This window comes from Variovorax sp. FG153 (assembly GCF_057809595.1).
The window spans coordinates 105,205-129,953 of sequence record NZ_JBMDKG010000007.1 but is presented as its reverse complement, the minus strand read 5'-3'; the positions used below and the strand labels follow the sequence as shown (position 1 = coordinate 129,953).

23 protein-coding genes are annotated in these 24,749 nt (G+C 64.4%); 2 read left to right on the top strand and 21 right to left on the bottom strand.

Annotation, left to right across the window (positions count from 1 at the left end; all coding sequences use genetic code 11):
• Positions 1 to 11: 11 nt before the first annotated feature.
• Positions 12 to 1,706 (bottom strand): GMC family oxidoreductase, encoded by a 1,695-nt coding sequence (locus tag ACODT0_RS11045; protein ID WP_489041271.1) that lies wholly within the window; start codon positions 1,704 to 1,706, stop codon positions 12 to 14.
• A 2-nt stretch (positions 1,707 to 1,708) separates the two neighbouring features.
• Positions 1,709 to 2,374 carry an aspartate/glutamate racemase family protein gene (locus tag ACODT0_RS11040; protein ID WP_489041270.1) on the bottom strand — a complete coding sequence of 222 codons (666 nt, stop codon included), beginning with the start codon at positions 2,372 to 2,374 and terminating at the stop codon, positions 1,709 to 1,711.
• Between the two features lie 279 nt (positions 2,375 to 2,653).
• On the opposite strand from ACODT0_RS11040, the gene ACODT0_RS11035 reads away from it, so the two are divergent.
• On the top strand, positions 2,654 to 3,694 hold the full coding sequence (locus ACODT0_RS11035) for an LLM class flavin-dependent oxidoreductase (protein ID WP_489041269.1): 1,041 nt from the start codon (positions 2,654 to 2,656) through the stop codon (positions 3,692 to 3,694).
• A 22-nt stretch (positions 3,695 to 3,716) separates the two neighbouring features.
• Positions 3,717 to 4,499, top strand: a complete 783-nt coding sequence (locus ACODT0_RS11030; RefSeq protein ID WP_489041268.1) for an alpha/beta fold hydrolase — start codon at positions 3,717 to 3,719, stop codon at positions 4,497 to 4,499.
• 62 nt (positions 4,500 to 4,561) lie between these two features.
• Here the strand turns inward: ACODT0_RS11030 and ACODT0_RS11025 are convergent, their stop codons facing one another.
• The 19 genes from ACODT0_RS11025 to ACODT0_RS10935 all read right to left on the bottom strand — a co-directional run bounded on the left by ACODT0_RS11025 (position 4,562) and on the right by ACODT0_RS10935 (position 24,143).
• Positions 4,562 to 5,332, bottom strand: a complete 771-nt coding sequence (locus tag ACODT0_RS11025) for a citryl-CoA lyase (RefSeq protein WP_489041267.1) — start codon at positions 5,330 to 5,332, stop codon at positions 4,562 to 4,564.
• A gap of 58 nt (positions 5,333 to 5,390) precedes the next feature.
• A complete protein-coding gene (locus ACODT0_RS11020; protein WP_489041266.1) occupies positions 5,391 to 6,917 on the bottom strand; it encodes a class I adenylate-forming enzyme family protein in 1,527 nt (508 codons plus the stop codon).
• Between the two features lie 63 nt (positions 6,918 to 6,980).
• Positions 6,981 to 7,925: a flavin reductase gene (locus ACODT0_RS11015; protein ID WP_489041265.1), complete on the bottom strand. Its 945-nt coding sequence runs from the start codon at positions 7,923 to 7,925 to the stop codon at positions 6,981 to 6,983.
• A gap of 62 nt (positions 7,926 to 7,987) precedes the next feature.
• The gene (locus ACODT0_RS11010) at positions 7,988 to 8,299 is read right to left on the bottom strand and encodes a hypothetical protein (RefSeq protein ID WP_489041264.1); all 312 of its coding nucleotides are present in this window, start codon (positions 8,297 to 8,299) and stop codon (positions 7,988 to 7,990) included.
• A gap of 25 nt (positions 8,300 to 8,324) precedes the next feature.
• The gene (locus ACODT0_RS11005; protein WP_489041263.1) at positions 8,325 to 9,299 is read right to left on the bottom strand and encodes a Bug family tripartite tricarboxylate transporter substrate binding protein; all 975 of its coding nucleotides are present in this window, start codon (positions 9,297 to 9,299) and stop codon (positions 8,325 to 8,327) included.
• Between the two features lie 165 nt (positions 9,300 to 9,464).
• On the bottom strand, positions 9,465 to 10,568 hold the full coding sequence (locus tag ACODT0_RS11000; protein WP_489041262.1) for an LLM class flavin-dependent oxidoreductase: 1,104 nt from the start codon (positions 10,566 to 10,568) through the stop codon (positions 9,465 to 9,467).
• Between the two features lie 48 nt (positions 10,569 to 10,616).
• Positions 10,617 to 11,597 (bottom strand): quinone oxidoreductase family protein, encoded by a 981-nt coding sequence (locus tag ACODT0_RS10995; protein ID WP_489041261.1) that lies wholly within the window; start codon positions 11,595 to 11,597, stop codon positions 10,617 to 10,619.
• On the bottom strand, positions 11,594 to 12,625 hold the full coding sequence (locus ACODT0_RS10990; RefSeq protein WP_489041260.1) for a Bug family tripartite tricarboxylate transporter substrate binding protein: 1,032 nt from the start codon (positions 12,623 to 12,625) through the stop codon (positions 11,594 to 11,596). Before ACODT0_RS10990 ends, ACODT0_RS10995 begins: the two co-directional genes overlap by 4 nt.
• 35 nt (positions 12,626 to 12,660) lie before the next feature.
• Positions 12,661 to 13,278 (bottom strand): YciI family protein, encoded by a 618-nt coding sequence (locus ACODT0_RS10985; protein WP_489041259.1) that lies wholly within the window; start codon positions 13,276 to 13,278, stop codon positions 12,661 to 12,663.
• Between the two features lie 742 nt (positions 13,279 to 14,020).
• The gene (locus ACODT0_RS10980) at positions 14,021 to 14,773 is read right to left on the bottom strand and encodes an IclR family transcriptional regulator (protein WP_489041258.1); all 753 of its coding nucleotides are present in this window, start codon (positions 14,771 to 14,773) and stop codon (positions 14,021 to 14,023) included.
• 85 nt (positions 14,774 to 14,858) lie between these two features.
• Positions 14,859 to 16,109 carry a thiolase family protein gene (locus ACODT0_RS10975; RefSeq protein ID WP_489041257.1) on the bottom strand — a complete coding sequence of 417 codons (1,251 nt, stop codon included), beginning with the start codon at positions 16,107 to 16,109 and terminating at the stop codon, positions 14,859 to 14,861.
• A 14-nt stretch (positions 16,110 to 16,123) separates the two neighbouring features.
• A complete protein-coding gene (fabG, locus tag ACODT0_RS10970; RefSeq protein WP_293189540.1) occupies positions 16,124 to 16,870 on the bottom strand; it encodes a 3-oxoacyl-ACP reductase FabG in 747 nt (248 codons plus the stop codon).
• A gap of 15 nt (positions 16,871 to 16,885) precedes the next feature.
• Positions 16,886 to 17,752 (bottom strand): MaoC/PaaZ C-terminal domain-containing protein, encoded by an 867-nt coding sequence (locus tag ACODT0_RS10965; RefSeq protein ID WP_489041256.1) that lies wholly within the window; start codon positions 17,750 to 17,752, stop codon positions 16,886 to 16,888.
• Positions 17,745 to 18,572, bottom strand: coding sequence for an enoyl-CoA hydratase/isomerase family protein (locus tag ACODT0_RS10960; RefSeq protein WP_489041255.1), 828 nt, complete (start codon positions 18,570 to 18,572; stop codon positions 17,745 to 17,747). Before ACODT0_RS10960 ends, ACODT0_RS10965 begins: the two co-directional genes overlap by 8 nt.
• The gene (locus ACODT0_RS10955) at positions 18,569 to 19,672 is read right to left on the bottom strand and encodes an acyl-CoA dehydrogenase family protein (RefSeq protein WP_489041254.1); all 1,104 of its coding nucleotides are present in this window, start codon (positions 19,670 to 19,672) and stop codon (positions 18,569 to 18,571) included. Before ACODT0_RS10955 ends, ACODT0_RS10960 begins: the two co-directional genes overlap by 4 nt.
• A complete protein-coding gene (locus ACODT0_RS10950) occupies positions 19,669 to 20,808 on the bottom strand; it encodes an acyl-CoA dehydrogenase family protein (protein WP_489041253.1) in 1,140 nt (379 codons plus the stop codon). Before ACODT0_RS10950 ends, ACODT0_RS10955 begins: the two co-directional genes overlap by 4 nt.
• A 27-nt stretch (positions 20,809 to 20,835) precedes the next feature.
• Positions 20,836 to 21,939 carry a CaiB/BaiF CoA transferase family protein gene (locus tag ACODT0_RS10945; RefSeq protein WP_489041252.1) on the bottom strand — a complete coding sequence of 368 codons (1,104 nt, stop codon included), beginning with the start codon at positions 21,937 to 21,939 and terminating at the stop codon, positions 20,836 to 20,838.
• A gap of 6 nt (positions 21,940 to 21,945) precedes the next feature.
• On the bottom strand, positions 21,946 to 22,941 hold the full coding sequence (locus ACODT0_RS10940) for a Bug family tripartite tricarboxylate transporter substrate binding protein (RefSeq protein ID WP_489041251.1): 996 nt from the start codon (positions 22,939 to 22,941) through the stop codon (positions 21,946 to 21,948).
• A 38-nt stretch (positions 22,942 to 22,979) separates the two neighbouring features.
• Positions 22,980 to 24,143, bottom strand: coding sequence for a CaiB/BaiF CoA transferase family protein (locus ACODT0_RS10935; RefSeq protein ID WP_489041250.1), 1,164 nt, complete (start codon positions 24,141 to 24,143; stop codon positions 22,980 to 22,982).
• Between the last annotated feature and the right edge of the window lie 606 nt (positions 24,144 to 24,749).

The following is a 24,749-nucleotide window of genomic DNA, read 5'->3' as shown; positions in this document are numbered from 1 at the left end:
CTTCCCCGCACTCAGCGAGCGTCGGCTTGTCGCAACAGTCGCTTTGCGGCGTGGGCTGCCAGCATAAGCGTCGGGATGCAGGTATTGCCTCTCGGGATGGAGGGCATGATCGATGCGTCGACGACGAAGACATTCTCGAGCCCGCGAACCCTGCACTGCGGGTCCACGACGGCTGCCGGGTCCCCGGCGGCTCCCATCGCGCAGCTCCCCGCGGGATGTGACATGGGCCTCACGGACGGCATGAGCCCCGACGCCGTGGAAGGATCGAGAAGCGCTTCATCGTCGATGTGCTTTCCCAGGCGCCGCACGACTGCATCGCTCAACGCGGGCGGCAGATCCAGCATCGCCGCAAGCAGGGGGGATATCAAGCTGTTGATTGTGGACATGCGATTGAGGCGCCGCACCCCCGCAGTCGGCGTCACGGCGATGATGCTTCCCCGCACGGCGGCGAACTCCGGGGTTGCGAGCAGGCGCAGTGCCAGCCGGACGCCCTCCTCCAGCCTGGCTCGGTCATCGGCCTCCCGAAGGGTGCCATAGTCGACCAGAGGCGGCCGACCGGGGTCTGGCGAATCCAACATGACGCAGCCCCGCGACCGGGGATCATAGAGGGCGACGCCGACCACCCCGATCCGGGTGCCGTGGGCGTGGGGACTCGTGATCCCCACCACATGGATGTTGATGTCGCCCCGATGGCTGGGCGGCCCGGCTGCGGTCCGGATGCAGGCCAGGCAAGCGTTACGAAGTTCACGCGGCTGGCGCGCAAAGCGGCGCACTGGCATGGCCAGATTCAGCACCGCGTGATTTTGCAAGCGGCGGCCCACGCCCGGAAGGTGGTGAACCACCTGGATGCCGAGCCTCCCCAGTACCTCGGCCGGCCCCACGCCTGAGTGCATCAACAGCGCCGGCGACAGAATCGCGCCTGCCGCAAGCACCACGTTCCGGGTGTGCAGTTCCCGCATCTCGTTCCCCGCCACGACCTGGATGCCTGTCGCGCGATGCCGCGTCAGCAGCAGCCGCTGGACGCGCGTCAAGGCCAGGATGCGCAGGTTGGGCCTTCGGCGCACCTCGTCGGTCAGGAAGCCCTGGGCTGCCGAGACCCGTCCGCTGGGGTGGTTCCCCAGCGGCATGGGAAACACGCCGTCCGAGAAGTCGCCATTGAGGTCGGTCCGCTGGGCGAGGCCGTGGCGACCTCCCGCCGCGACAAACGCCTTGACCAGCGGGGGCCACGATTCGGCGGGCACACGGCGAATGGGAATCGGACCCGTCGCGCCGTGCAGTTCCCCGCCAACGTCAAGGTCGTGTTCGATCTCTCGAAAGGTGGGCAACACATCGCGCCAGCTCCAACCCGTTGCGCCTGCAGCCTCCCAGGCGTCATAGTCCTCAGGCAGGCCTCGGACCGCCCACATGCCCATCACCGACGATCCACCGCCCAGGACCCGGGCCTGCGTGATGGGCACACGCGGCATGCCCTCGAAGACATGGGCGGAAAGGCCGGGCCAGAAGTACGCGTCGTTGAAGTAGGAACTCGGGAAAGTGTCCGCGATGTCTTTCGGTGTTTCCCCAGCGTAGACGTCGGCGCCCGCCTCCAGCAGGAGGACCCGCGTGGCGGGGTTGATGCTGAGCTTGGCGGCCAGGACGCACCCGGCCGCACCGCCTCCAACGATTGTGACGTCCGCGACCGCGCTGCCCTGCTCACCGAACGGCATGCCTACCCCTGGGAAAGGATTCTCTGAAGATGGGCCACGCTGGCACGGGAGGCACTCAACACTGCGCGGCCTCCCGGCTTCGCGATGAGCTCGTAGGCGGACCCAAGCGAGAACTGCCCCAGGAGCAGGACCTCGACGTCCGTGAAGTCGGCGGCTGCGGCGGCGAGCATCCGATCGTGCCGGGCCCGATCCTTGTCGACCAGGATCACTCGGCGTGCCTCTTCGTCAACCTTCTCCCTCACGAAGTACTCGATGCCATGTTCCCGCGCGTGCAGTGCCAGGTCCCGTTGCAGGTCCTTGCTGCTGAACGGCGAGGTGGTCAAGATCCCCAATCGCCGCCCGGCAGCGAACGCGCCGGCCACCAGGCCATCAAGAGCGGCGACCACCGGGATGTCGAAGCGGGGACGTACGTCCTTGATCACGTCACCGAACACCGACCCGGAGAACAGCAGCGCGGCCGGCCGCGCGCGCTGGCATTGCCGCAGCGCGCTTTCTACACGCTGGCGTACGTCGTCCGTCATGATGCGCCCCTTCCCGATGTAGTCCGCATAGAGCGAGTCGTCGATGACGTTGACCACTTCGGCTTCAGGCCACAACTGTGTGAACGCATCAGCGATGTCCTGGGCGACCAGGGTATGAGGGGAGACGACTCCGACACGAACGCTCATTTGAAGATCCGGACGCACGTGCACCCGGCGGATGCAGTTGGCATGGTCAGCACCGATTCTCGTTTTTTGGGGCGTTCACGCGCGGCGACGCACATGCGAGATCTTGCATATCTCATTTTCCTAAACCCGCATTGATCCCAGGCACGAGTCTCCTTAGGCTCGCCCTGGACCTTTCGTCGATGACGGGCAGCGCGCATGGACGCGCCACGCCGGTCCTGCGAATCGGGAGAGCCTGGCCGATGCGGTGCAGGCATTGTCGACACAGGCTTGGAGAAAAGCATGCAGTTTGGATTGTTCGGGAGCGCCCAAGCCGGGCGTGGTGGCGGCGCTGACATCGACAGCGGTGCGGGCTTTCGTGAGTTCGTGGACTTCAACGTGGAGGCCGAGGCCCTCGGCTATCGCAGCACGTTCCTGGTCGAGCACCACTTCACCGGGCTGGGCCAGATCTCGGCCAGCCTCAATCTTCTGACCTGGCTGGGCTCGCGCACGACGACCCTGCGGCTGGGTACCGCGGTGATGGTCCTTCCCTGGCACAACCCTGTCCTGCTGGCCGAGCAAGTGGCCACGCTGGACCTGCTATCAGGCGGCCGGGTGGATTTCGGCATCGGCAAGGGTTATCGCCACAACGAGTTCGCGGGGTTCTGCATTCCCATGGACGAGGCCGACGAACGGTTCCAGGAGGCCATCCAGGTTCTTGTGCAGTCATGGACGTCCGATGCCCGGTTTTCGCATCACGGCAAGCACTGGAACTTTGAGGACATCGTGGTCGAGCCGCCCACCGCCCAGAAGCCCCATCCGCCCATCTGGATGGGTGCTGGCAGCCCGGCCTCGATCAAGCGTGTCGCGCAGCGTGGGTTCAGCCTGCTGCTGGACCAGTTCGCATCGGTCAGCCAGATCGGCGAGCGCATCGCACTTTACAAAGCTGAGTGCGAGGCTGCCGGTCGCGTGTTTGACCCGATGTCCATCGCGGTGGCACGATCAATCAACGTTACGGCGAACGAGTCAGAACGGCAGCGCGCGCTGGAAAATCGCCTTGCCGCCAAGCGCCGGCAGAACGAGCTTGCGGAACGCCCAGACGGGAACAACCAGTCGAGCCTCATGGCCTACTCCGACACCAAGGAAATGGCCGAGGCCAGCGCTTTGTATGGCACGCCCGACCAGATCCTCGAGAAGCTTGACGAACTGCGCGAAGTCGGGGCGGAGTACATCCTTTGCAACAGCGCCGGCGGCAGGGCCAGCATGCGCCAGTTCGCCCAGGACGTGATTCCGCACATCGGCAGGGCCAGCCGCCCGGTGCTGGCTGAAGCCAGCACCCTCTGATCGGGAATTCAAGGAGACATTGATGCCTTATGCAGTTGCAGGTGACACCGACATCTGGTTCGAGATTGATGGCACGCCAGGTGCGCCCTGGCTGACCTTCAGCAATTCCTTCTGCCTGGAGCTCGGCCAGTGGGACCGCCAGGTCGAGTCGTTCGGGCGGGACTTCCGCATCCTGCGCTACGACACCCGCGGACATGGCAGGAGCGGCAAGACGGCAGGCGCCTACAGCCTGAGCCAGCTCGCCGAAGACGTCGTGGCCATCTGGGACCATCTCGACATCGAGAAAAGCAGCGTTTGCGGCCTGTCCTTGGGCGGCATGGTCGGGATGACCCTTGGCCTGGAACACGCCGGCCGCGTCGAAAGGCTGGTGATCTGCGACTGTCGCGCGGACTGCCCACCCGCGCTGCTGGAGCAATGGCATTCACGCCAGCAGCAGGTGATCAGCCGTGGCGTTGCTTCATTGATCGAAGAAAACCTGGCCCGCTGGTTACGGGAGCCGTACCGAAGCACGCATCCGGCTCAAGTCCTCAAGCTCGCGAACATGATCCGACGGACCAGCCCGGAGGCCTACTTTGGCTGCAGCGAGGCCTTGAAGAAGCTGGATCTCGCTTCCCGGGTGCCCGAAATCGCGGCACCCACGCTGTTCCTGGTCGGAGAGAAAGACGGCCCGCACCCCGACCTGATGAAGGCGATGCATGGGAGCCTCCCGGGGTCTCGCTTTGAGGTGATCCCCGGTGCCGCACACGTGAGCAACATCGACTCATCACCCGCGTTCGACGCCGCGGTCAAGGCGTTCCTCGCCTGAGCGGCCCGGCGCGGGCCCCGCCAACGACAAGGCCCGGCAGGCCCGGCAATGCCGGGCCCTTGTCATTTCTGGCCAGGTCCGTCGTGGGGCGTCATCGCACGATCGATGGTGTCCCAGATGAACCGGGCGGACGGCTCGACCTGTTCCTCCGCGACATGGGAGACCAAGCCGGCGGCGCGAGACACGACGGCAAAGCCCCGCATGAGCCCAGACGGAACACCGATCTCGCCCAGCAGGGCAGCCACCGCGCCCGTCGCGTTGATGGTGATGGGCCGGCCCGCCAGCTCATCGACGGCCTTTGAAAGCGCCTCGAGCGCACGCAAGTGATCCCCTTTGACGTCGCGCTCGGCGCGCGCCAAGTCCAGCAGCTTGTAAGCGCGTGGGTCGACAGGCTTGTGCAGGTGGTGGCCAAAGCCCGGCACCGCCGACCGGTCGCTCTTGCATTGGAGTGCAATCGTCCGGGCCTCGGCCTGAGGATCCTCGGCCTCGCTGATTCTGTCGAGCAGCCTCGAGCAGTTTTCCATCGTGCCGACGAACTGACTTCCGACGGCGAGCAGGCCGGCCGCGACCGCACCCTGGAGATTCTCCGGCGCACTCATGTAGATCAGGCGCGTGGCGATGGCGCTGGGCGTCAACCCGTGCTCCATCAACACGATGAGCACGGCGTCGGTGATCCGGAGATCGACCGGGCGCGGCGTACGGTTGAGCACCTGCATGAGCATCACCTCGACGAAGGTCTTCTGGCCGATGAGTCCATCGACCAGGTTCGTTTCCCGGTAGTGCATGCTGGTCAGCGTGTGGGAACAGAGTTTGCTGACAGGGACGGCTTGCATGGATGGTTTCCTTTGATGGCTGATGCTGATGTAAATCGGAGAAGCGCCAGTCCGGCCACTAGTCGATGGGCGCCCTCAAGCGCGCCATTACCCCTTCCTTCACGTCCTTCTTGAGCACTTTTCCCACCGAGGACAGTGGCAGGCGCTCATAGAAGTGGATGTGCTTGGGCGTCGGCACCGGTCCCAGCCGCTCCCGCACGAATGCGATCAGCTCGGCCTCGGTCGCCTGGTGGTCCGAACGAAGCTGGACAGCGCCGTGCACCGCTTCACCCCACTTTTCGTCCGGGACGCCGAACACGCAACACTCATGGACCGCCGGGTGCTCACTGAGCGCGCTCTCCACATCGGTCGGGTAGACGTTGAAGCCTCCCGTGATGACGATGTCCTTCAGCCGGTCCTTGAGGTAGAGGAAGCCTCGCTCGTCGATCAGCCCGCGGTCGCCGGTGTGGAGCCAGCCCTCCTTCAACGCCTTCGCCGTTTCTTCGGGAAGATTCCAGTAGCCGCTCATCAACAAGTCGCCGCGCGCCACGACTTCACCGATCTGTCCGCGCGGCAGCGCCTTGCCGGCCGGATCGACGATGCGAACGTCGCTGAACCAAGTCGTTCGCCCGACGGATCCCCAGTTGGCGGGATCTTCGAAGTCCCCCGGCTGCATGGCGGTCAGAATCTGCGGGGCTTCAGTCTGGCCGTAGGTGGTGCAAAGCACCGGCCCGAAAAACTCGCGTGCTCCGCGGATCTTCTCGACGGGCATGGGCGCGCCGCCGTAGATCAGCCGGCGCAGGCGAGGGAAGTCGGCGGCCGAAGCGCCCGGCAATGCCATCAGCATGTACACGAGAGTGGGTGGCATGAAGCAGATCGTGCCGGCGCGATCGCGGAAGGCTGCCCTCACCTCCTCGGCGCCCGCTTCGTCGAGGAGCACATGGCAACCGCCCTGCGCGAGGATCGGCAAAACGTACGTCGAGGTACCGTGCGTGATCGGCGCGGCCATCACGTAGCGGTCGCGTTCCGTGAGCCCCCAGACTGTGATCTGGTTGGCGATGTTGGCCATCCAGGCCCGGTAGGTCTGCTTGACCCCCTTGGGCACCCCCGTCGTACCGCCGGTGAACTTGATGGCCTGCGTCGCATCCGGAGGCAGTGACAGCTCCATCGGGCGCGCGCCATGCCGTGCGGCGACGAGGTCGTCCAGAGTCGGCAGATCGGACGCATCGTTGCCATCGTTCAGCAGGATGCGGTGTCCAGGCGCATCGTCGACCAGGCCGCCATTGGCCGCGTCCAGCAGGAGGATCGACGGCTCGGTGGCGTCGATGATGCGCCGGAGCTCGCGGCGTGTGCTCTTGGGATTGAGGGGAATCCAGATCTTTCCGCACGCGAGCACGGAGAGCAACGCAACGATGTGCGCCGCGCTGTTCGCCGCGCAGATTCCCACGCGGGTCTGCGCTTGCGGGTCATGGTCCACCAGTGCCTGCGCAAATGCAGCAACGCGTTGGGCCAGCACCCGGTAAGTCATGGGCTCCTGGGGGCAATCGAGGGCGACATGGTCGGGCCAGCGCTCCGCGGCGCGCCAGAAAAAATCGATGGGGTACATGGTTTCTTTGGTTCGTAAGGGTCCGGTTGTCGTGAAAGCGCAATCAAGTCGCAGTGCCGGCGTTCAATGGCCCGCCAGGCGTGCGAGCAGGGCCTCGCCGGCCTCGATGACAGGAGACGGAATGTCTTTCAGAAGGTCGCGCTCCATCTCGATCTGCCGGTGTGCCAGGACGCGTCGCCGATCGCGGCCGCGCTCGGTGAGGGAGTACCTGCGGGCACCGTCCGCGCTGACCGAGCCATCCGCGACCAGCACGCCGAGGGCGTCTTCCACGGTCTGGATGCCCATGAAGGAGTCCTGCGCGACCGAGTCGACGTCGAGGTCAGGGCGCCTTTCCAGGGTGACCAGCACGCGGTGCTGGTCACGTGTCAGTCCCTCGCGGTATCGCCCGAACTCGAACGACAGCCTGTGATTGGCCTGGAACAAGTTGAAGAGGATCCGGGACCTGTCGTCGGCTGCAGCTGCGGTCTCGGTTTTCTGCCCGCCCTGCATGACGGTGTCGTCGGGATGATCCGCGGGAATTCGATAGCGCCCCTGCGAGAACAGGAGCACGCCGCGCTCAAAGACAGCCGACCGCTCCACCTTCCCGAGCAGGATGATGTGGTCGCCGCCCTCGAACTGGCCGGCGCTTCGGCACTCGAAGAACGCGGCGACTCCGCCCAGCAAGGGCGCCCCGTTGTTCCCGGCCTGCCATTCAATGTCGCGGAACTTGTCGACGCCTGGCGTCGAGAAGTTCCGCGACAGCCCAATCTGCCTGTCGGAAAGCACGTTGACGTTGAACTGTTCAGCGCTCGTGAACTGATCCAGCCGTCGGCTGGAGCGGTCGATCGACCACAGGATCATGGGCGGCGACAGCGATACGGAGGCGAACGAATTCACCGTCATGCCGATCAGCTCGCCACCCACTACGGCTGTAATGACGGCGACGCCGGTGGAGAACTGGCCCAGGCAGCGCCTGAACTCGCGGAGGTGGGTCGACGGATCGCCGTCAAACAAAGGGGTGTTGCTCATGCGTCTTGACCTGATTGAATCTTGCACGGATTGCGGTTGACCACGCTCGGTAACTGCCTAGTTCAGGCGGCGGCCCATTCGACATGCGCCCTGATCCTTTGGCGCCCAGCGTCGATCCAGCCATGCGGCGCCGCCTTCTCGACCATGTCGCAGACCACGCCGCGCCACTGCGCCATGTCCTCGAGCGCGGGCCAAGCCTGCAAGGCCTCGATTCCCACCCAAGCCAGCTCTGCCGACTCGAACGTGACCACGGCCGCATGCCGCTGTCTGACTTCGGCCAGTCGGTCACGATCCGACCTGACGGTCACCTTGAAGCGCTTGGCGTCGAGGGGGTCGAGCACGCGCATCGCGTGCGTGGTGAGTTCGATTTCCATGGACGGCGGCCTCTCCTTCAATCCGCTACTTCGCGCTGATTCCAGCATCGGTGATGACTTTCTTCCATCGGACCAGATCGGCCGCGATCTTTTCTCTGAACTCAGAGGTCCGCATGGAGCGAACAAGGAAGCCCTGCGCGTCCATGCCGGCGATGACCTGCGCGTCGCGCAGGGCGGCGGCAAGCTCGGCGTCCAACTTCTCGACGATGCCCTTCGGCATGTCCGGGGGAAAGAAGAATCCTCCCCATGGGGCAGCATCCGTGCCCGCATACCCTTCCTTCGCGAAGGTCGGCACTCCCGGCATCATGGCCACCGGCTCCGCGATGGCCAATGCGACCATCTGGCCCTTCTTCACGTACTCAGAGACGCTCTGTGGGCCGTACAGAGTGAAGTGAACGTCCCCTGTCAGTACCGCCAGGCTTGCCTGGCTGGCCGAGTTGTAGGGCACGTGTGTGAACTTGACGTTGGCGGTCTGTGCGAGCATTTCGGCCACGAGATGGGAGGCGTTGCCAATGCCCGCGGAGCTGTAGGTGATGCGCTCCGGCTTCTCCCTGGCAGCGGCAAGCAGTTCGTTCAACGTCTTGACGCCCAGCGACGGAGACGCCACGAGCACCAGCGGGGTGGCCACGAACATCCCGACGGGAGTCAGTTCCTTCAACGGGTCGATCGCGCTCTGAGGTTGCAATGCGGGGTTGACCACAACCGGCGAGTTGGACGTGCCGAGGATCGTGTACCCATCCGGCTTTGCGTTGCGCACGGCACGCACGGCCAGTGCGCCGTTCGCCCCGGGAATGTTCTGGATGTAGAACGGTTGGCCAAGCCGCCGCGAGAGAACGTCTGCCATGAAGCGCACATAGATGTCCGTGCCGCCGCCAGCCGCGAAAGGGACGACCACCTTGATCGGCTTGTCCGGCCACGCGGCGATCGCAGGCAAGGCGACCGAAACGGACATGGCCGCGGCAATCAGCGCAGCCGTCTTGCCCAGGAATCTCTTGAACATTGTCTTGTCTCCTTGTTGCATCAGCGGGAAGCTGCGAACCTCGCATCTGCTGCTGTCGTTGCGACGGCGAATCTACGGATCACGCAACATCGGCACAAGGCCGCCTCCGGGACATCTGTATTTCCTGCCGCCGCGTTGCCGCAGTTCTGCACGGCCGTGCTTCCATCAAGCGGCCACTCGTATGGCGTCGTTGACACGGGGCATCACCTTCTCCGCCATCAGCACCATGGAGCGCTTCGCGAGATCAGGATCACACCAATCCATACCTGCGTAGACGAGCTCGCCAAACCCACCGGTCTCCTCGTGGAGCTTGATGAGATAGTCGGCCACCTTGTCGGGCGTCCCGAACACCATGCAGTGGTCCATGACGTAATCCAGCGTGATCTCTTCATCGGGCTGCTCCTGGCGACTTTTGAACACGCCCTGCCGGCCGTTGCGGGCCAGCTTGGCAAGGATCTGACGGTAGTAGTGCGAGTACGGGCTCTTCGCGTCATGGCGGCCGTATGCTGCGGCGACGGCGTCCTTGTCGGCGACGAAGACGCTGCGCGCGACACGCCAGTCGCCTCGATCCGCGACCAATCCCGCTTCGGCCTTGCCTTGCGCGTAGTTCTCCCAATGACCCGGCAGCCACTGGGTCAAAAGAAAGTTGGCCGAGAGCGGATGGAAGTCCCTGCGCCCCATCTGGATGACACCCTTGGAAAAGGGCGCCACGACGGTGCCGACGATCTCGGGCCGAGGCGCCTGAAAGGGCTTGGGCAGGATGCCCAGGCCCAGGTCGAGCCGCATCGTCTGACGAGTGCTGATCTTGAAGCGGTTGTTGGGCAGGTCGATGTCGTAGGGAGGATCGCTCTCCCAGATTTTCAGGACGGCATCGATGCACTCCTCGAAGATCTTGTTGCGGTCCTGATCGAGGATTCCGAGCGCCTCGGCGTCTGAAGCAAGTGCTCCGGGGCTGATGCCGAAGATCAGCCGCCCGCCCGAGAGATGGTCGAGCATCGCTGCGTTCGCCGCGATCAGCGAAGGGTGCATGTGCGAAAGATTGGTGGTCCCCGTGCCCAACTTGATGTTCTTCGTGTCCGCCGCGACGCTGCAGAGGAACATCATGCTGTTAGTGATGTTCTCCAACGAATCCGTCAGGTGTTCACCGATGAAGACGTCGTGGAACCCGAGCTGGTCTGCAAGAATGACTGCCTCTCGGTCTTCCTTCAGGGTCTCGGTCCAACTGCGGCCCTGCGGATGCATGGGCATGGTGAAGTATCCAATTTTCATTTTTCGCTTCTTGCTGGGTTGATGTCGATGGATAGCGCGCGGTCCTGGCTAGTCGCCGGGGATCAGGACGACGGAGCCGGTGTGGAGGCGGCTCGCGGCGTCCCGGTGGCATTGCGCGGCCTCCTTGAGCGCATAGCGCCGGCCGATGCGCGCATGAACGATCCCCTTCTCGCTCATGTCGAAGGCGGCGCCCGAACTGAGTTCGAGCTCTTCGCGCGTCGAGACATAGTTGTTGATCGACGCGCGCACCAGGAACGGCGCGCCGCGCTTCCACATGTCCATGAAGTCGATCGGGGGGATCACGCCCGACGCGCTTCCATAGCTGACGAAGAGGCCCTTGGGCTTGAGACACGCAAGCGAATCGTCGAAGGAATCCCGTCCGACCGAGTCGTACACGACATCGACGCCGCGACCATTGGTGAGCTCCATGACTCGGCTGCGCATCTCCTGCCTGGTCGTGACCACCACCTCCCGGCAGCCGTCGCGCAGCGCGAGTTCGGCCTTGGCGTCTGTGCTGACCACGCCGATCACGTGCGCACCGAGGTGGCTTGCCCATTGCGACAGGACGCTGCCCACGCCGCCCGCTGCCGCGTGCACCAAGAGCTTCTCGCCTGCCTGCACCTGGTGCAATCGGTTGACAAGGTATTCGGCGGTCATCCCCTTCGTGAAGAGCGCCACACCATCGGCGGTGTCGATCGCAGGCGGGATCCGCACGAGCTTTTCCTGGCGCACCACGACATCCTCGGCGTAGGAGCCGATGACGCCGGTATAGACAACCCGATCCCCCGCGCGCACGAGGCTCACGTCCGCGCCCACCGAGACGACCTCGCCGGCGCCTTCCATACCGATGCCGGAAGGCAGGCTGATCGGGTAGCGGCCGTCGCGGTGATAGGTGTCGATGAAGTTGAATCCGACGGCCGATTGGTGCAAGTGGACATCCTGGGGACCAAGGTCCGGCAGATCGACGTCCTCCCAAAGCAGGACATCGGGGTTTCCATGCGAACAGACGCGGAAGGCCCTGGTTCTCATGCGCGGCTTCCTCCGACGGAGGGTTGCTTGTCGCTGATGCCGGCGGAGCGTGCGAGCCGCAACCAGCGATCCGTCTCCGCGCGCAGGAATTCATCGAACTCGCGCGGGTTGCTGCCCACCGGATCCAGGCCCCTGGAGCGCAATTGCTCACCCACGCTGCCCCGCACCAAGGCTTGGAGTTCGGCGGCCAGGCCGTTGACGACCGGGTCCGACGCAGACGCCGGCAGGAGGGCACCGAACCAACTGCTTCCCTTCATGTCGGGCAGGCCCGCTTCGGCGAAGGTGGGCACGTCAGGCAGTTGCGGGGATCGGGTGTCGCCGAGCATCGCAATCGCGCGAAGCTTCCCGGCCTGCAGGGAAGGCAGCATCGCCGGCAGCGCATCGAACGTCAGGTTCACGTGGCCCGCGAGGAGGTCGTTCAGCGCGGCGCTGCTGCCCCGGTAGGGCACGTGTTCAATCGGAACCTTGGCGACGCTCTTGAACAGTTCGCCGATGAAGTGGTTCGACGCTCCCGGGCCGAACGAGGCGTAGGTGAGTGACGGACTGGCCGTCCCCGCCAGGCTGATCAGCTCACGCAGGTTGGTGGCGCGTACCGAGGGGTGGACGACGAGCACCAGTGGTGCGTGGGCGATGAGCGACACCGGCCTGAAGTCCTTGAGTGTCGAGTACGGAAGCGTGCGCCCCGTGGCAGGTGCGAAGACGAGCTCCGAGGCCGCCGCGATCAAGAGCGTCGACCCGTCGCCCACCGCCGTCGCGACGTGCTGGGCCGCAATGGCACCCGCTGCGCCCGCGCGATTGTCCACCACCACGGCGTGGCCCCGGTTCTTAGCCAGGGGTTCGGCCAGCAGTCGCGCGACGGTGTCCGTCCCGCCTCCTGGCGGGTAGCCCACGGTCAGACGTGTGGCGCGGCCGGCGCCGTCCTGGGCGATCGCCGGGAAAGCGACGAACGTGCCGGCGGCCTTGAGGAGTTGCCGGCGACTGGTGCCGCCCAGTCCAGGAGTCGATGCATTGCTTGTGTCATTCTTCATGGGTTTCCTCTCGTGCACAGACCGCGATGGCAGCCTCAGGCCGCGTCGCTGGACGTCGATCGCACCCAGGGCATGACCAGCGTCTTCTCGTAGAGATCACCGAGCACGAAAGGCTCGGAGCGGAAGTAGGTGTCGAAGGCCGTGCGGTTCGGCAGCTCGAAGGCGATGACGCTTCCGACCCACATGTCGCGATCCGGCGGGAAAAGCGCCCCGCGCGCCACGATCGTGTCGTTGTCCCAGCGGGAGAGGTACTCAAGATGTGCGTCCAACAGCGTGTCCCGCTTCGGATGAATCCCGGGTTTGCCGTAGCCGAGAAAAAGCAGTCCGGTGGAGCCGCTTCTAGCCGGAACTTCTGACTGGTGCACGCCGAATGCCCGCTTCCAGCGGGAGAGGAAGGCGACCTGCTCCAGGCTATCCTGCACCATTGGATCGGCGTTCATGATCGCCATCGCCTCGGCTTCGCTTGCGACATCCATGAAATAGGCGAAGCCTTCGACGGTCTGCTTGTCGTCGCTGAGCAAATTGCCGAAAGCAACGACGCTCGGCGGCAGCGCCCTCGCCTGCGCGTCACGGAGCGCCAGTGTGGTGGCACGGGCGTTCTCTGCGCCCCCAGACACCTGGGCGCGACGCGTCATTCCGAAATAGGCCATCATGTCTCCTGCTAGTGAATTCGCAGAGCATCTCCCGACAGTTCCAGTCCGTCCAGAAATCGGCCAGAACGAGCGCCGGAAATCACCCTTGTGATCAACCAGGTAGCCTCCGTGCAATCACGGTGCGTAACTGCCGGCTGCCACTGGGCCAGCCGTAAGGTGTATTCCGCCGCGCGTGGCACGATGTCACAGGACCCAGCAAGGCGCTGGCGCAACTTGCGCAGCAGTTGGCGTGCGGCTTTGTCATCGAGCAAGCCGGAGCTTGTCGCTACCCGGCAAAGCCGGCACTTCTCGGGGCTGGACAGGCGGCGGTGAACAAGCTCCAGTGCGCGATGCCGTTGGCGCGGCATATCTACAACGGCAGTGCCGCTACGCATCGTGAGGCTATAGATTGCGGTCGCCGCAGCGCTGCCGCCTGTGCTCCGCGCTTACTCCCGCCATCAGTTGGACGCACAATCCGACGTTGAGCTCGACAACCACCCGGCGGAGGGTCGAGCCGATGAGCTGTCGCCGCCTCGCCACACGAGGCATCCGGGCGCCGGCCGATTCCTCCGCACATCCTTGTGCTTGCGACTCGCCTTCATATTCGAAGAGACGCGCTGCGCCGAAATCGCTCGCCACTGGTGTTATACCGCTGCAGTACCGGGCCCATGCTCTTAGGTTTCAAGCAGCGGAAGCACACTAATGCATGATCGTTGCGGACCTTCATCGAAGCCGCACAGACCAACGTGGCTCCGTCGAGCCGCTATGTATCAGCGGCGGAGCGACGGCCATTCCAGAGCGCCTGAACGTCCCTAGCGAGCGCAACGACCTTTCGACCCAACTCATCGACGGAAAGGCCGCCTGGCACGCCGATGGAAGCCAGATAGCTGGTGCTGATTGCATAGACCGATCCACCGGGCCCCTGGACCCCGGCACCGATGCCCGCGTTTCCGAACACCGACAGGGCTTGGCTGTAGCCCAGGGTGCAGGCGACAGCCACATCCATGTCCAGCTTGCCGCGGATCTTCGTCCATTCAGGACCGTGGAAGGCCGCGAGCAGCGGGTACACCAGCGCCCGCCTTTCCGAAGAAACGATGGCCAAATAGGCGATTCCGGGTGAGCAGGTTGCTATCGGGAGCCGCTGCCCCGATGCCACTGTGCGCGTTTGGGAGCCGCGACTTTCTCGAAAGGTCGTGACGTACACCATGTGCGCGTGATCGGGGGCGGACAGTCCGACATTGACTTGGTTCTCGCGAGCGAAGGTCTTGAGCAACCCGTTCACGGTTCCGAGTTCGGAGCGGCTGAACTGGAAGGCTCGGCCCAAGCTCAAGCTCGACGGTGCAAGCCGATATGCCTCCTGAGCCGGGTCGAACTCCAGCATGCCAGCGTCGACCAGCGATCGGCAAAGGCGGCTGACCGTCGCCTTGGGCAGGTGAGTGCGCGCCACCAACTCTGAGTTCGACAGGCTCGGCGCGCCCTCGAGGAACGCGCGCAAGACCTGAACGCCGCGTGTCAAGGACTGACTCCCTGGCGTGACCCGGACGAAGCTGTCAGTCTCGCGGCTCAGCCGACGGCTTTCGTGCATCTCGGGCCGTCATCTTTCAGCGTTGAGGGGCCTCAAGGATGGTTACGACGCAGGCGGCTTCCTCCAGACCGTGGAAACCGCCGCCGTTCTCCGCCATGCCCAGCCTCGCCCCTTCGACCTGGCTTTCGCCCGCTTCACCGCGTAGCTGGTGCACGAGGTCATGCACCTGAATCGCGCCGGTCGCGCCGATCGGATGCCCCTTCGAGTGCAGGCCGCCCGACACGTTGATCGGGAGCCTCCCCCCGAGCCGGGTTACCCCGCTGGCGACCATGGGGCCGCCTTGGCCGTATTCGCAGAAACCGCAGTTCTCCATGTGCAGGATCTCAGCGATGGCCGAGGCATCGTGCAGTTCCGCCAGCGAAATGTCCGTCGGGCCGACCCCCGCCATGTCATAGGCGCGGAACGCCGCCACCCGCGTGAGGTGGTGAGACACGTCCTTCGCGGCACGGTCGGAGCTGCTGCTTACACCCATGCCGCGCACGCGCACCGCACGGCTGGCGAGCCCCTGCTTGCGCACGAAGTCATCCGACGCCACCACCAGTGCGCAGGCGCCGTCCGTCATGGGCGCGCACATGGATCGGGTGATGGGCCAGGCGATCATCTTGTCGGCCAGCACTTCCTCGACGGTCATGGGATGGCGGTACTGCGCAAACGGGTTCCACTGGGAGTGCCAGTGGTTCTTTGCGGCCACGTGCGCGATCTGCTCCACCGTGGTGCCGAACATCTTCATGTGGAAACGTGCCTGCGCGGAGTAGATGTCCATGAAGACGGATCGCTCGGCCGACCCTGAGGCAGCCGAGTCGGGAGGCAGAACGTCCTGTCCCAGCGCCAGCAGGCGCGCAAGGTGCTCATCCGCGAGGTCGCGGTCCCAGCTTCCCTTGAACGCCTCGAACATGGCCTCCCGCTTTTCGGGGAAGTTCATCTTCTCGGCGCCGACGACCAAGGCCACGTCGAACAGGCCCGCTTTGACGGCGGCGAAGCCCTGGAACAGGCCCGAGCTGGAGCTGGCGCAGGCGTTGTCCGTATTGAAGATAGGAATGCTCTCAAAGCCATAGGCGCGCAGCGAGGCCTGGCCGCGGACGCCGTGCTGCCCCTCCAGGGCGCCCTGGCGCGTATTGCAAAACCACGCCGCCTGCACGGCATCCTTGGTCAGGTGGGCATCGGCCAGGGCTGCGTCAATGGCCTCCCGGGACAAGTCCTTGACGCTGCGTTCGAGGTGCTTGCCGAGCTTGGTCATCCCGGCGCCAATCACATAGACGTTTGACATTCGTGTCTCCTTGATCAGTACCGTCCGCCGGTCACATGCAATGTCTCGCCCGTGATGTAGGACGAGAGTCGCGAGCCCAGGAAGACGATGGCGTTGGCCACGTCCTCGGGCTCGCCGATACGCGGGATGGGCGTGGTCTTCTCCGCCGCTTCCTTGATCTTTCCGTAGTGCGGCAGGTTGGTAACGGCCGCCGTGTTGATGATCCCAGGCGCCACGGCGTTCACCGTGATGTTGTTCTTGCCGTACTCCAGCGAAAGCGCCCGGGTGAAGCCGATGATCCCGGCCTTGGCTGACGAGTAGTTGGCTTGGCCGGGGTTGCCCAGATGCGCCCGCGAGGAAATGTTCACGATGCGGCCGTACCCGGCCTCCACCATGGCCGGGATCACGGCCCGCGAACACAGGAAGGCACCCTTGAGGATCACGTCGACCACGCTGCTCCAGTCGGCCAGGCTCATGCGCACGATCTTCATGTCGCGCGTGAAGCCCGCGTTGTTCACCAGCACGCTCACGGGTCCCAGATCGCGCTGGATGGCGTCCACCGTCTCTTGCACCGAGACCTCGTCGGTCACGTTCGTCTCGTATGCGGCGGCCAATCCGCCTGTGGCGGCGATCTCCTCGCGCACGGCGTTGGCTCCCGCCAGATTGCGATCCACGATAGCGACCTTCGCGCCTTGGGCAGCGAACGACCGGGCGGCTTCAGCGCCGATGCCGCTGCCTCCGCCGGTGACCATCACCACTTGGTCCTTCAAACCGAAATCCATGTCATCTCCATTCGTCTAGCTAGTCAATGAAATACTGCCGTTATCGAGCACGCAGGCCGCGCCTTCGCCCTCGGTGAAGCAGCGAAAACGCAGTTCGCCTTCTTCCCGCCAAATCTCGGTGCGCAGCCGCTGGCCGGGATAAGTGGGCGCGGTGAAACGAGCAGCCACCGCGCCGATGCGCTGGGTCTCAAATCCGAGCGCCGCGCGCGACACGCTGCACACGCTGGAGCCCAGCGTGCATAGCCCATGCAGGATGGGCCGAGGGAACCCCACAGACGTGGCGAGCGCATCGTCCACATGCAAGGGGTTGTAGTCACCGCTCAGCCGGTAAATGAACGCCGCGCGCTCGTCCAACTCCCAGTGATCCACCAGGTCAGGTGTGCGCTCAGGGATACCCGCGAACACCGGCGCACCGGCCGCTTCGCCGCCAAACCCACCCTGACCGCGAAGCACCGACACGTTGTCGAGTTCGCACAGCAACTCGTCCTTCGCCACGTCGATGACGCGACGGCGCGTCACGACCACCGCATCGCGGCCTGGCCCCTTGTCCACGATGGACACCACGGCTGAAGTGCCGACCACCTCGCCTTCGGCAGGAAGCGGCTTCGCTACGCGCACCACCTGAGCACCGTGCAGCATCCTCTTCACGTCGATGCCGGTCGCAGGGTCTCCCATCCACAGCCCCGGATAGCCGAGCACGAGACTCATCGTCGGCAGCGCGGCAAGATCCTTCTCGTAGACGTAGCGCAGTTCCTGCTCGTAGGAGGCAGAACTGCGCCGACCCAACCCGAGCCCCAGGGCATAGAGCATCGTGTTCTTGAGGGTGTACTTCTGCCGAACCTCCGGAATCGGGTGGCACATCAGGCGTTCGGGATCAATCACGTCCGCCCTCCTTGGGGTAGTTCGAGAAACGCGGCGCGCGTCGTTCCGTCATGGCGCGAACGCCTTCCTTGAAGTCCGGCGAGCGCATCTGGTAGGCCTGCACCTCGCTCTCGCGCGCCACGGCCTGGCGGAAGCCTTCGACCAAGCCCGTGCGGAGGGTGGTACGGGTCGACTGCACAGCCCATGGCGAGGACGTCGCGAGCTCCTGAGCCAGCGCCTTGGCCTCTTCCCGACATTGGCCCGGCGCCGTGAGGGTGTCCACCAGACCGATACGATGGGCCTCCTGCGCGTCGATGCGCTGGCCCGTGTACAGGAGGCGCGCTGCCTGCTGTACGCCGAGCAGACGGGGAAGCGTGAAGGACAGTCCGAAGCCCGGGTGCACGCCGAGGCGGTTGAAGTTGGCCGAGAAACGCGCTTCCGGCGCGGCGATGCGGAAGTCCGCACACATCGCGAGGCCCAGGCCCCCGCCGACGCAAGGCCCGTGGATGGCGGCGACGATGGGCTTGCCGAAGCGCATGAGGCGAATGCCCTCCTGGTACACGGGCGTGGTCTTCTTCGGGTTCCGGATGCGGTCGGAATCGGGTCGGCTATTGAAGTCCGCCCCCGCGCAGAACGACTTTCCGCCGGCAGCGAGGATCACCACGCGGCAACGCGGATCGGCCTCCAGCTCGTCAAGCACATCGGCGATCTGCTCGACCATCGCCAGGTCGAAGAAATTGTGCGGCGGACGGTTCAGCTCGATGGTGGCGACCGCACTGTCGCGGCTGACGAGGATGGCGTCCGCTGCCGGTATTGCGGTGGGCTCTTGATGGCTGGTCATGCTGCGCTCTCCTCCATGTCGCGATAGAGGCTCGTGCGGCTCATGGCCGGCCAGAAGCTCTGGGCGCCTGCCTTCACCACCTGGCTGCCGATGCGACGGGCCCACCAGCTCGCGGTGCCGTGATCCTCGCGCCAGACCCACATGCGCCGCGTCGCGAAGTTCAGGACGTGCTCGTAGGTGAAGCCGATGGCGCCGTGCACCTGGTGCGCCACCGAGGTCGCAATGTCCGCTGCCTCGCCAGCGAGCACCTTGGCGCAACCAGCGCTGAGCGAGTCGCCGACCTGCTCCGGTTCGGTCCAAGACGATGCATTCTGGAAGGCCAGTTCCGAGGCGTGGCGGGCCACGGCGATCTGGCCTGCCATCTGGGCCAACTGCTGCTGAATGGCCTGATTCTTGCCGATCGGCCGGCCGAACTGCACGCGGTCAAGCGCGTATTGCACCGAGGTTTCGAGTGCGAACTCCGCAGCTCCGACGATCATGGCGGAGCGAGCCAGTGCGCCAAGGTAGCGGGCCGGCTGCGACACGAAAGGGAACGGGGCGTCGAACACGAACTCCGCTCGCGCCGCCTTGAGCACCACGGTGTCGCTGGGGAGCTTCGTCACATCGACGCGCTCCGCGACCTCACAGCCCGGCGCCTTGAGGTTCCAGACGCCCATGCGGCCGTCGGGCAAGCCGACCAGGATCAGGTCGCAGGCGCGGGCCCAAGGCACGCGGGCCAAAGTCCCATCGGCCACAACGTCGGCTTCCGAGCCGGAAAGCTGCAGGCCCGCGGCCGTCACCTCGTCTGCCAGTGCAATCGGAAGGCTTGTCTCGACTTCGTGCCCGCCCGCATTGATCAGGTAGTTCGCGATCACCGTCTCGGCCAGAGGAAGGGGCACGCGGTAATAGCCCAGTCCCCGGAACAGCGGGAGGGCATCGGTCCAGCTGACGCCGACGCCGCCCTGCGATTCTGGGGAAAGCAGATTCGCGAACCCGCTTTCGACGGCCAGATTCCACTGTTCGGGAAGACGGCCGGTTTTCTCGGCGTTGACGCAGTCCGCGATGTCCAGCGCCTTGGAAAAGAATCGGACAATGCTGTCCTCAATGATGGAGTCGCTCATCTCAGTCCCAAGCCTCGTGCAATGATTCCGCGCAGGATTTCCCGGGTCCCGCCGCGAAGGGAGAACGACGGTGCTGCGACCGTCAGATAGTCGATGGCCTCGACGAACTCGGGGTCGTCACGTCCTGCCTCGGTGAAGTAGTCGGACGCCAGCTGCGGGATGGATTGCTCCATCACCGCACCCTGATCCTTGACCAGCGATGCTTGCACGGCCGGGTCCTCGCCCCTGGCCATCATCAGAGCGATGCCCTGCGACATGCTGCGCAGAGCCAGGTACTTCGAGAACACGCGCCCGACGATCTCCGTCTGCGAATCCTGCTGCAGGTCGGCGACCTTGATCATCTGTTGATAGAGCTGGGTGCTGCTCAGAAAGCGCTCCGGCCCCGATCGCTCGTGCTTGAGTTCATTGAGCACCTGCGACCAGCCCTGGCCCTCGACGCCGATCAGGCATTCATCCGGCACGAACACACCATCGAGCACGACCTCGTTGAAGGTGTGCGTGCCCAACTGCGACTGGATGGGGCGCACCTCGATGCCTGGCAGTGTGATGTCCACCAGGAACTGCGACAGCCCCGCGTGGCGATCTTCGTTTTTTTCGCCGGTGCGGACCAGTGCGATCATGTACTCGCAGTCATGGGCGCGCGAGGTCCAGACCTTTCGTCCGGTGATTTCCCAGCCGCCCGCTACCTTCTTGGCTTTGGTGCGAATGGAGGCCAGGTCGGAGCCGGAGTCGGGCTCGCTCAGCCCTGCGCAGAAGCCCAGTTCGCCTTTGGCGATGAGCGGCACCAGCTTGGGCGCGAGCGTGTCAGGGGCGTAGCGGATAAGCAGTGGCCCGCTCTGGCGCTCCGAGATCCAGTGGTAGCCCACGGGCGCGCCCGCAGCAAGCAGCTCCTCGATGACGACGTAGCGCTCAAGCGGGCTGCGGCCTTGGCCGCCGAACTGCTTAGGCCAAGTCATCCCGAGCCAGCCGCGCGCGCCGAGCTTGCGGCTGAACTCGCGGTTGTTGTTCTGCCAGCTCTTGGCACGTTCGGCGATCGGAAATCCCGCCAGGGCACCGCGCAGGAACGCGCGCACCTCCTGGCGCAGAACCTCGCATTCGGGCGGCATCTCGCCCAGTCGAATTTGCATGGGGGTCATATTGTTGACACTCGTGAAGGGCCGGCCTCAGGCCAGCCAGTTGGTAATCTGCGAGGCGGTGGCCTCGCCGTCGGCCGCCCTCGGCGTCCGCGGGGGCACGCACGGTGTTCTGCTAAACCGAATCGCGGGAGACGGCTGGCATACGCCCGCTACATCACTGAAGGTTCTGCGCGCGACCAGTTGCGGGTCGTTGACCGCCTCGTCAAAGGAGAGCACCGGCTCGGCGCAGCATTCGCAGGTAGCGAACAGGGCGGCCCACGTGTCGCGTGACTGTTGGAGGAACCTAGAAGCCATCTCTTCGCGCAAGCGCGGCCAGTGCCGCCGGTCGAAGTGATCGTTTTCCGCCGTAAAGTCGATATCCAGCAGCCCCAGCAGGTTGTCGAAGAATCGACGCTCGACCGCGCCGACGGCGACGTACCGCCCGTCCGCACATCGGTACACGTCGTAGAACGGCGCGCCAGAGTCGAGGTAGTTGGTTCCGCGCTCGGCTTGCCAGTCGCCCGAGGCCCGCCGGCCGTGGATGGACATGGCGAGGTTGGAGACCGCATCGACCACCGAGACATCGACAACCTGGCCGCGCTTGGAGCGCCCGGCCTCAAGCAGCGCCGCCAAAATGCCAGCGACCGCGAACATGCCTCCACCGCCCATGTCCCCGACCAGGGTGACGGGAACGGCAGGTGGTTGCCCGCGCTGCCCTATCGCATCTAGCGCGCCGGTGCGCGCCAGGAAGTTGATGTCGTGTCCAACTCTGCCGGAAAGCGGTCCATCCTGGCCCCACCCCGTCACTCGGGCATAGACAAGCGCCGGATTGAGGCTGAAGCACTCTTGTGGGCCGAGGCCGATCTTCTCCATGACCCCGGGTCGGAACCCTTCGATCAATGCGTCCGCAGAGGCAAGCAATTCCTTGACACGTGCCATGTCCGTTGGGGCCTTGAGATCCAAGGCTGCTTCGTAGCGATTGCGCCGCAGGAAATTGAACTGCACGGCTCCCTTCGGAGCACCCAGTTGATGCTGCGTGGGACGGTCGATCCGAAGCACCTTGGCGCCCATGTCGGCGAGCAAGGTTGCAGCGAGCGCGCCAGGGCCCACGCCAGCGAACTCGACAACACGTATTCCATCCAGAGCCGGCATGTGCGGTTACTCGAACTTCAGGCCTGTTTCCGAGACGAGCTTTCGCCACCGCTTTATCTCGGCAACCTGGAACTTGCGCATCTCGTCCGGCCCGGAGAAGAACGAGGTATGCCCTTGGGCCGCGATGCGCTCCTTGACGACGTCCATGGTGCTGGCCTGTCGAAAGATCTCGACGATCCGGTCGCGAATCGGCCTGGGCGTGCCCGCGCGCACCGCAGCGGCGTTGTAGATGAGCGCCTCGTAGCCCTTCGGGCCGACCTCTTTCACCGTAGGAACCTCCGGCAGCTTAGGATGGCGCTTGTCACCGGTGAACATGAGGATGCGAACCCGCCCGCCATCGGCCAGCGGCAGCAGCGGATTGACGGCAGTGACGGCGTAGTCCACCTCGCCAGCGGCCACTGCCTTCGCGGCCTCGCCCGAGTCCTTGTAAGGAATGTTGGTGACCTTGATGCCGAGCAGTTGCGCGAGCCACTCGTTCCAGAGCGTGTACGTTGGCGTTCCGCCGCCGTGATTCAACGTGCCGGGGTTCTTCGCCGCGAACTGAACCAGCTCTTCGAACGTCTTGAACCTGGACGATGCGGGGACCGCGAGGGCCGCATAGCTGATTTCGAGCACCGAGATCGGCTCGAAGTCCTTCAGTGGATCGTAGGGAAGGTTCTTGCGAATTGCGGCGTTGGTGCTGAGCACCGTATTGCTGGCGAACAGGATCGAGTAGCCATCAGCCGGCTCGCCGAGAACCGCCCGCGCGCCAATAATGCCCTCGCCGCCACCGCGGTTCTCGACCACGACAGACTGACCGGCGATATCGCCAAATACCTTGGCGTAAGTGCGTGCGGTGATGTCACTCGAACTTCCGGCCCCGAAAGGGACATAGAACTTAACGGGTCTCGTGGGGTAGTTGCCCTGCGAGAACGCGACGTCGGGGAGCATCGTCGCGAGGCCTGCAGCGCCACACAGAAGTGCAGATCGGCGGGACATCAAAGAGCGGGTGGTGTACTTCATGGCATGGTCGCCGCATCTATGCGGCATGTCTCCTTCAGTTAGTCATTCTTTGGCAAGTAGGTATCGTTGTGCTCTCCCAGCGAGGGAGCCGGACTTCGCAGCGTCGCAGGCGTCTTGCTGTAGAGGACGGGATGGCGAACCTGGACAATGGGTCCGACGACCGGGTGATCGGAGGTCTCGAACAACCCCACGGCGGCAAGGTGCTCGTCGTCGAGAATCTCGTGCAGCGGATTGATCTTTCCGCTGGCAATATCGAGTTCGTCGCAGACTGCCTGCCATTGTTGGTTCGACATCGTTGGCCCCAAGCGCTCCAACAGGTCATTCAATGCACCGATATTGCGGCTGACGTCAGCCCGGGAGCGGATCGTTAATTTCTCGAACTCGCTCTGTTGCCCCAGCCGGCAAAGGATCGTCTCCCACTGCTTGGGGCCATAGGGCATGATGCAGAGTGCACCATCCTGCGTATGGATGACACGCCGGCCGCCCTCCAGCAGACGCTTGTACCCGGGAGGTTCGGCCCGATCCGGGTAAGTCAGACCGCCCATGTGCTCGACTAGGTTGAACGCGGTCATCGTCTCCAACATCGGGACCTCGATCTCCTGCGCGATGCCATGCTCCGAACGGCAGTGCAGTGCGGCCAACACGGCGTTGGCGGCCATCAAACCTGCGACCTTGTCGGCGATGACGGTCTTAACGTATGCCGGACCGCCGCTGCCGGAGTTGATGTCGACCAAGCCGCTCGCGGCTTGGATCACATCGTCAAAAGCAGGTCGTCCACCGTGCGGGCCGTTCGATCCATAGCCGGTAATCGAGCAGTAGATGATGCGCGGATTGACCTCAACGACAGTGGAGTACGAGAGACCCAGGCGCTCGATGGCTGCCATGCGCATGTTGTGGATGAAGACGTCGGCATCCTTCAACAAAAGCTTGAGCTTGCTTTTGCCCTCTTCCTGTTTCAAGTCAAGCTGAACTGATTTCTTATTTCGATTCGAAGCCAAGAAAATGTGGCCGAATCCAGGCGTGCGCAGAACGCCGTTCGAGCGCATCGCATCGCCCGTCGGACCTTCAATCTTCAGTACCTCGGCACCCAGATCCGCGAGGATCTGCGTCGTGTACGGGCCACTCAAAACAGTCGTCAGGTCGATCACCTTGAGACCATGCAAGGGGCCGTCGATCGGCGCATGAGTCATTGTTGTGTTCATGCGAAAAGTCTACTGACGTGCCCCGACCTGGAGAAGATGGATGTTTCAGAATACGAAACATCATCAGTAAGCGCTACTCGTATTCGCGGACTCGGGGAGCAATACTTTCTGCGCGAGAGAAACGTCGACGCAGCGCCCTTTGGTCGTGTGCGGAGCGAGCTAGAGCCGTTGGGAGCGCACCTATCAATGGGCTTTGAAACAGCAACGAGGCACCGATCTTCTCGGTGGCCAACAATGGCCTGGAAGCTGACCTGTTCGCCGCCGTGCCGAAACTCGTGCAGGCTTTGTGAAGCCGCCCGCAGGCGAGAAGGCATCGCGTGCCGACTGCCTTCTCTCATTCGCCTCGTTCCAGGCCACGCCCAGCGAACTGCTGTTCGACGTGTTCGAGGTACGGGACTCGTCCCCGCGTCCCAACATCGTTTGCTGCGGCGACCACGCACAGAGCAAAGAGCGCGCTGCCGCGCTTCTTGGGCAAATCGGGTCGACCCCGTGGATGTCGGCCCCCGGCGGATCGCCCGCCTTGCCAAGCCGTTCGGAATGCTCGCCACGGCGCTCGCCTATGGGCATGTGGAAGGGCCGAAGTGGGCCGATCACTTCAGCCGCTTG

Coding starts and splice junctions, on each gene's coding strand:
- ACODT0_RS11045 (WP_489041271.1), bottom strand. CDS start 1,706: ATGCCGTTCGGTGAGCAGGGCAGCGCGGTCGCGGACGTCACAATCGTT.
- ACODT0_RS11040 (WP_489041270.1), bottom strand. CDS start 2,374: ATGAGCGTTCGTGTCGGAGTCGTCTCCCCTCATACCCTGGTCGCCCAG.
- ACODT0_RS11035 (WP_489041269.1), top strand. CDS start 2,654: ATGCAGTTTGGATTGTTCGGGAGCGCCCAAGCCGGGCGTGGTGGCGGC.
- ACODT0_RS11030 (WP_489041268.1), top strand. CDS start 3,717: ATGCCTTATGCAGTTGCAGGTGACACCGACATCTGGTTCGAGATTGAT.
- ACODT0_RS11025 (WP_489041267.1), bottom strand. CDS start 5,332: ATGCAAGCCGTCCCTGTCAGCAAACTCTGTTCCCACACGCTGACCAGC.
- ACODT0_RS11020 (WP_489041266.1), bottom strand. CDS start 6,917: ATGTACCCCATCGATTTTTTCTGGCGCGCCGCGGAGCGCTGGCCCGAC.
- ACODT0_RS11015 (WP_489041265.1), bottom strand. CDS start 7,925: ATGAGCAACACCCCTTTGTTTGACGGCGATCCGTCGACCCACCTCCGC.
- ACODT0_RS11010 (WP_489041264.1), bottom strand. CDS start 8,299: ATGGAAATCGAACTCACCACGCACGCGATGCGCGTGCTCGACCCCCTC.
- ACODT0_RS11005 (WP_489041263.1), bottom strand. CDS start 9,299: ATGTTCAAGAGATTCCTGGGCAAGACGGCTGCGCTGATTGCCGCGGCC.
- ACODT0_RS11000 (WP_489041262.1), bottom strand. CDS start 10,568: ATGAAAATTGGATACTTCACCATGCCCATGCATCCGCAGGGCCGCAGT.
- ACODT0_RS10995 (WP_489041261.1), bottom strand. CDS start 11,597: ATGAGAACCAGGGCCTTCCGCGTCTGTTCGCATGGAAACCCCGATGTC.
- ACODT0_RS10990 (WP_489041260.1), bottom strand. CDS start 12,625: ATGAAGAATGACACAAGCAATGCATCGACTCCTGGACTGGGCGGCACC.
- ACODT0_RS10985 (WP_489041259.1), bottom strand. CDS start 13,278: ATGATGGCCTATTTCGGAATGACGCGTCGCGCCCAGGTGTCTGGGGGC.
- ACODT0_RS10975 (WP_489041257.1), bottom strand. CDS start 16,109: ATGTCAAACGTCTATGTGATTGGCGCCGGGATGACCAAGCTCGGCAAG.
- fabG (WP_293189540.1), bottom strand. CDS start 16,870: ATGGATTTCGGTTTGAAGGACCAAGTGGTGATGGTCACCGGCGGAGGC.
- ACODT0_RS10960 (WP_489041255.1), bottom strand. CDS start 18,572: ATGACCAGCCATCAAGAGCCCACCGCAATACCGGCAGCGGACGCCATC.
- ACODT0_RS10955 (WP_489041254.1), bottom strand. CDS start 19,672: ATGAGCGACTCCATCATTGAGGACAGCATTGTCCGATTCTTTTCCAAG.
- ACODT0_RS10950 (WP_489041253.1), bottom strand. CDS start 20,808: ATGACCCCCATGCAAATTCGACTGGGCGAGATGCCGCCCGAATGCGAG.
- ACODT0_RS10945 (WP_489041252.1), bottom strand. CDS start 21,939: ATGCCGGCTCTGGATGGAATACGTGTTGTCGAGTTCGCTGGCGTGGGC.
- ACODT0_RS10940 (WP_489041251.1), bottom strand. CDS start 22,941: ATGAAGTACACCACCCGCTCTTTGATGTCCCGCCGATCTGCACTTCTG.
- ACODT0_RS10935 (WP_489041250.1), bottom strand. CDS start 24,143: ATGAACACAACAATGACTCATGCGCCGATCGACGGCCCCTTGCATGGT.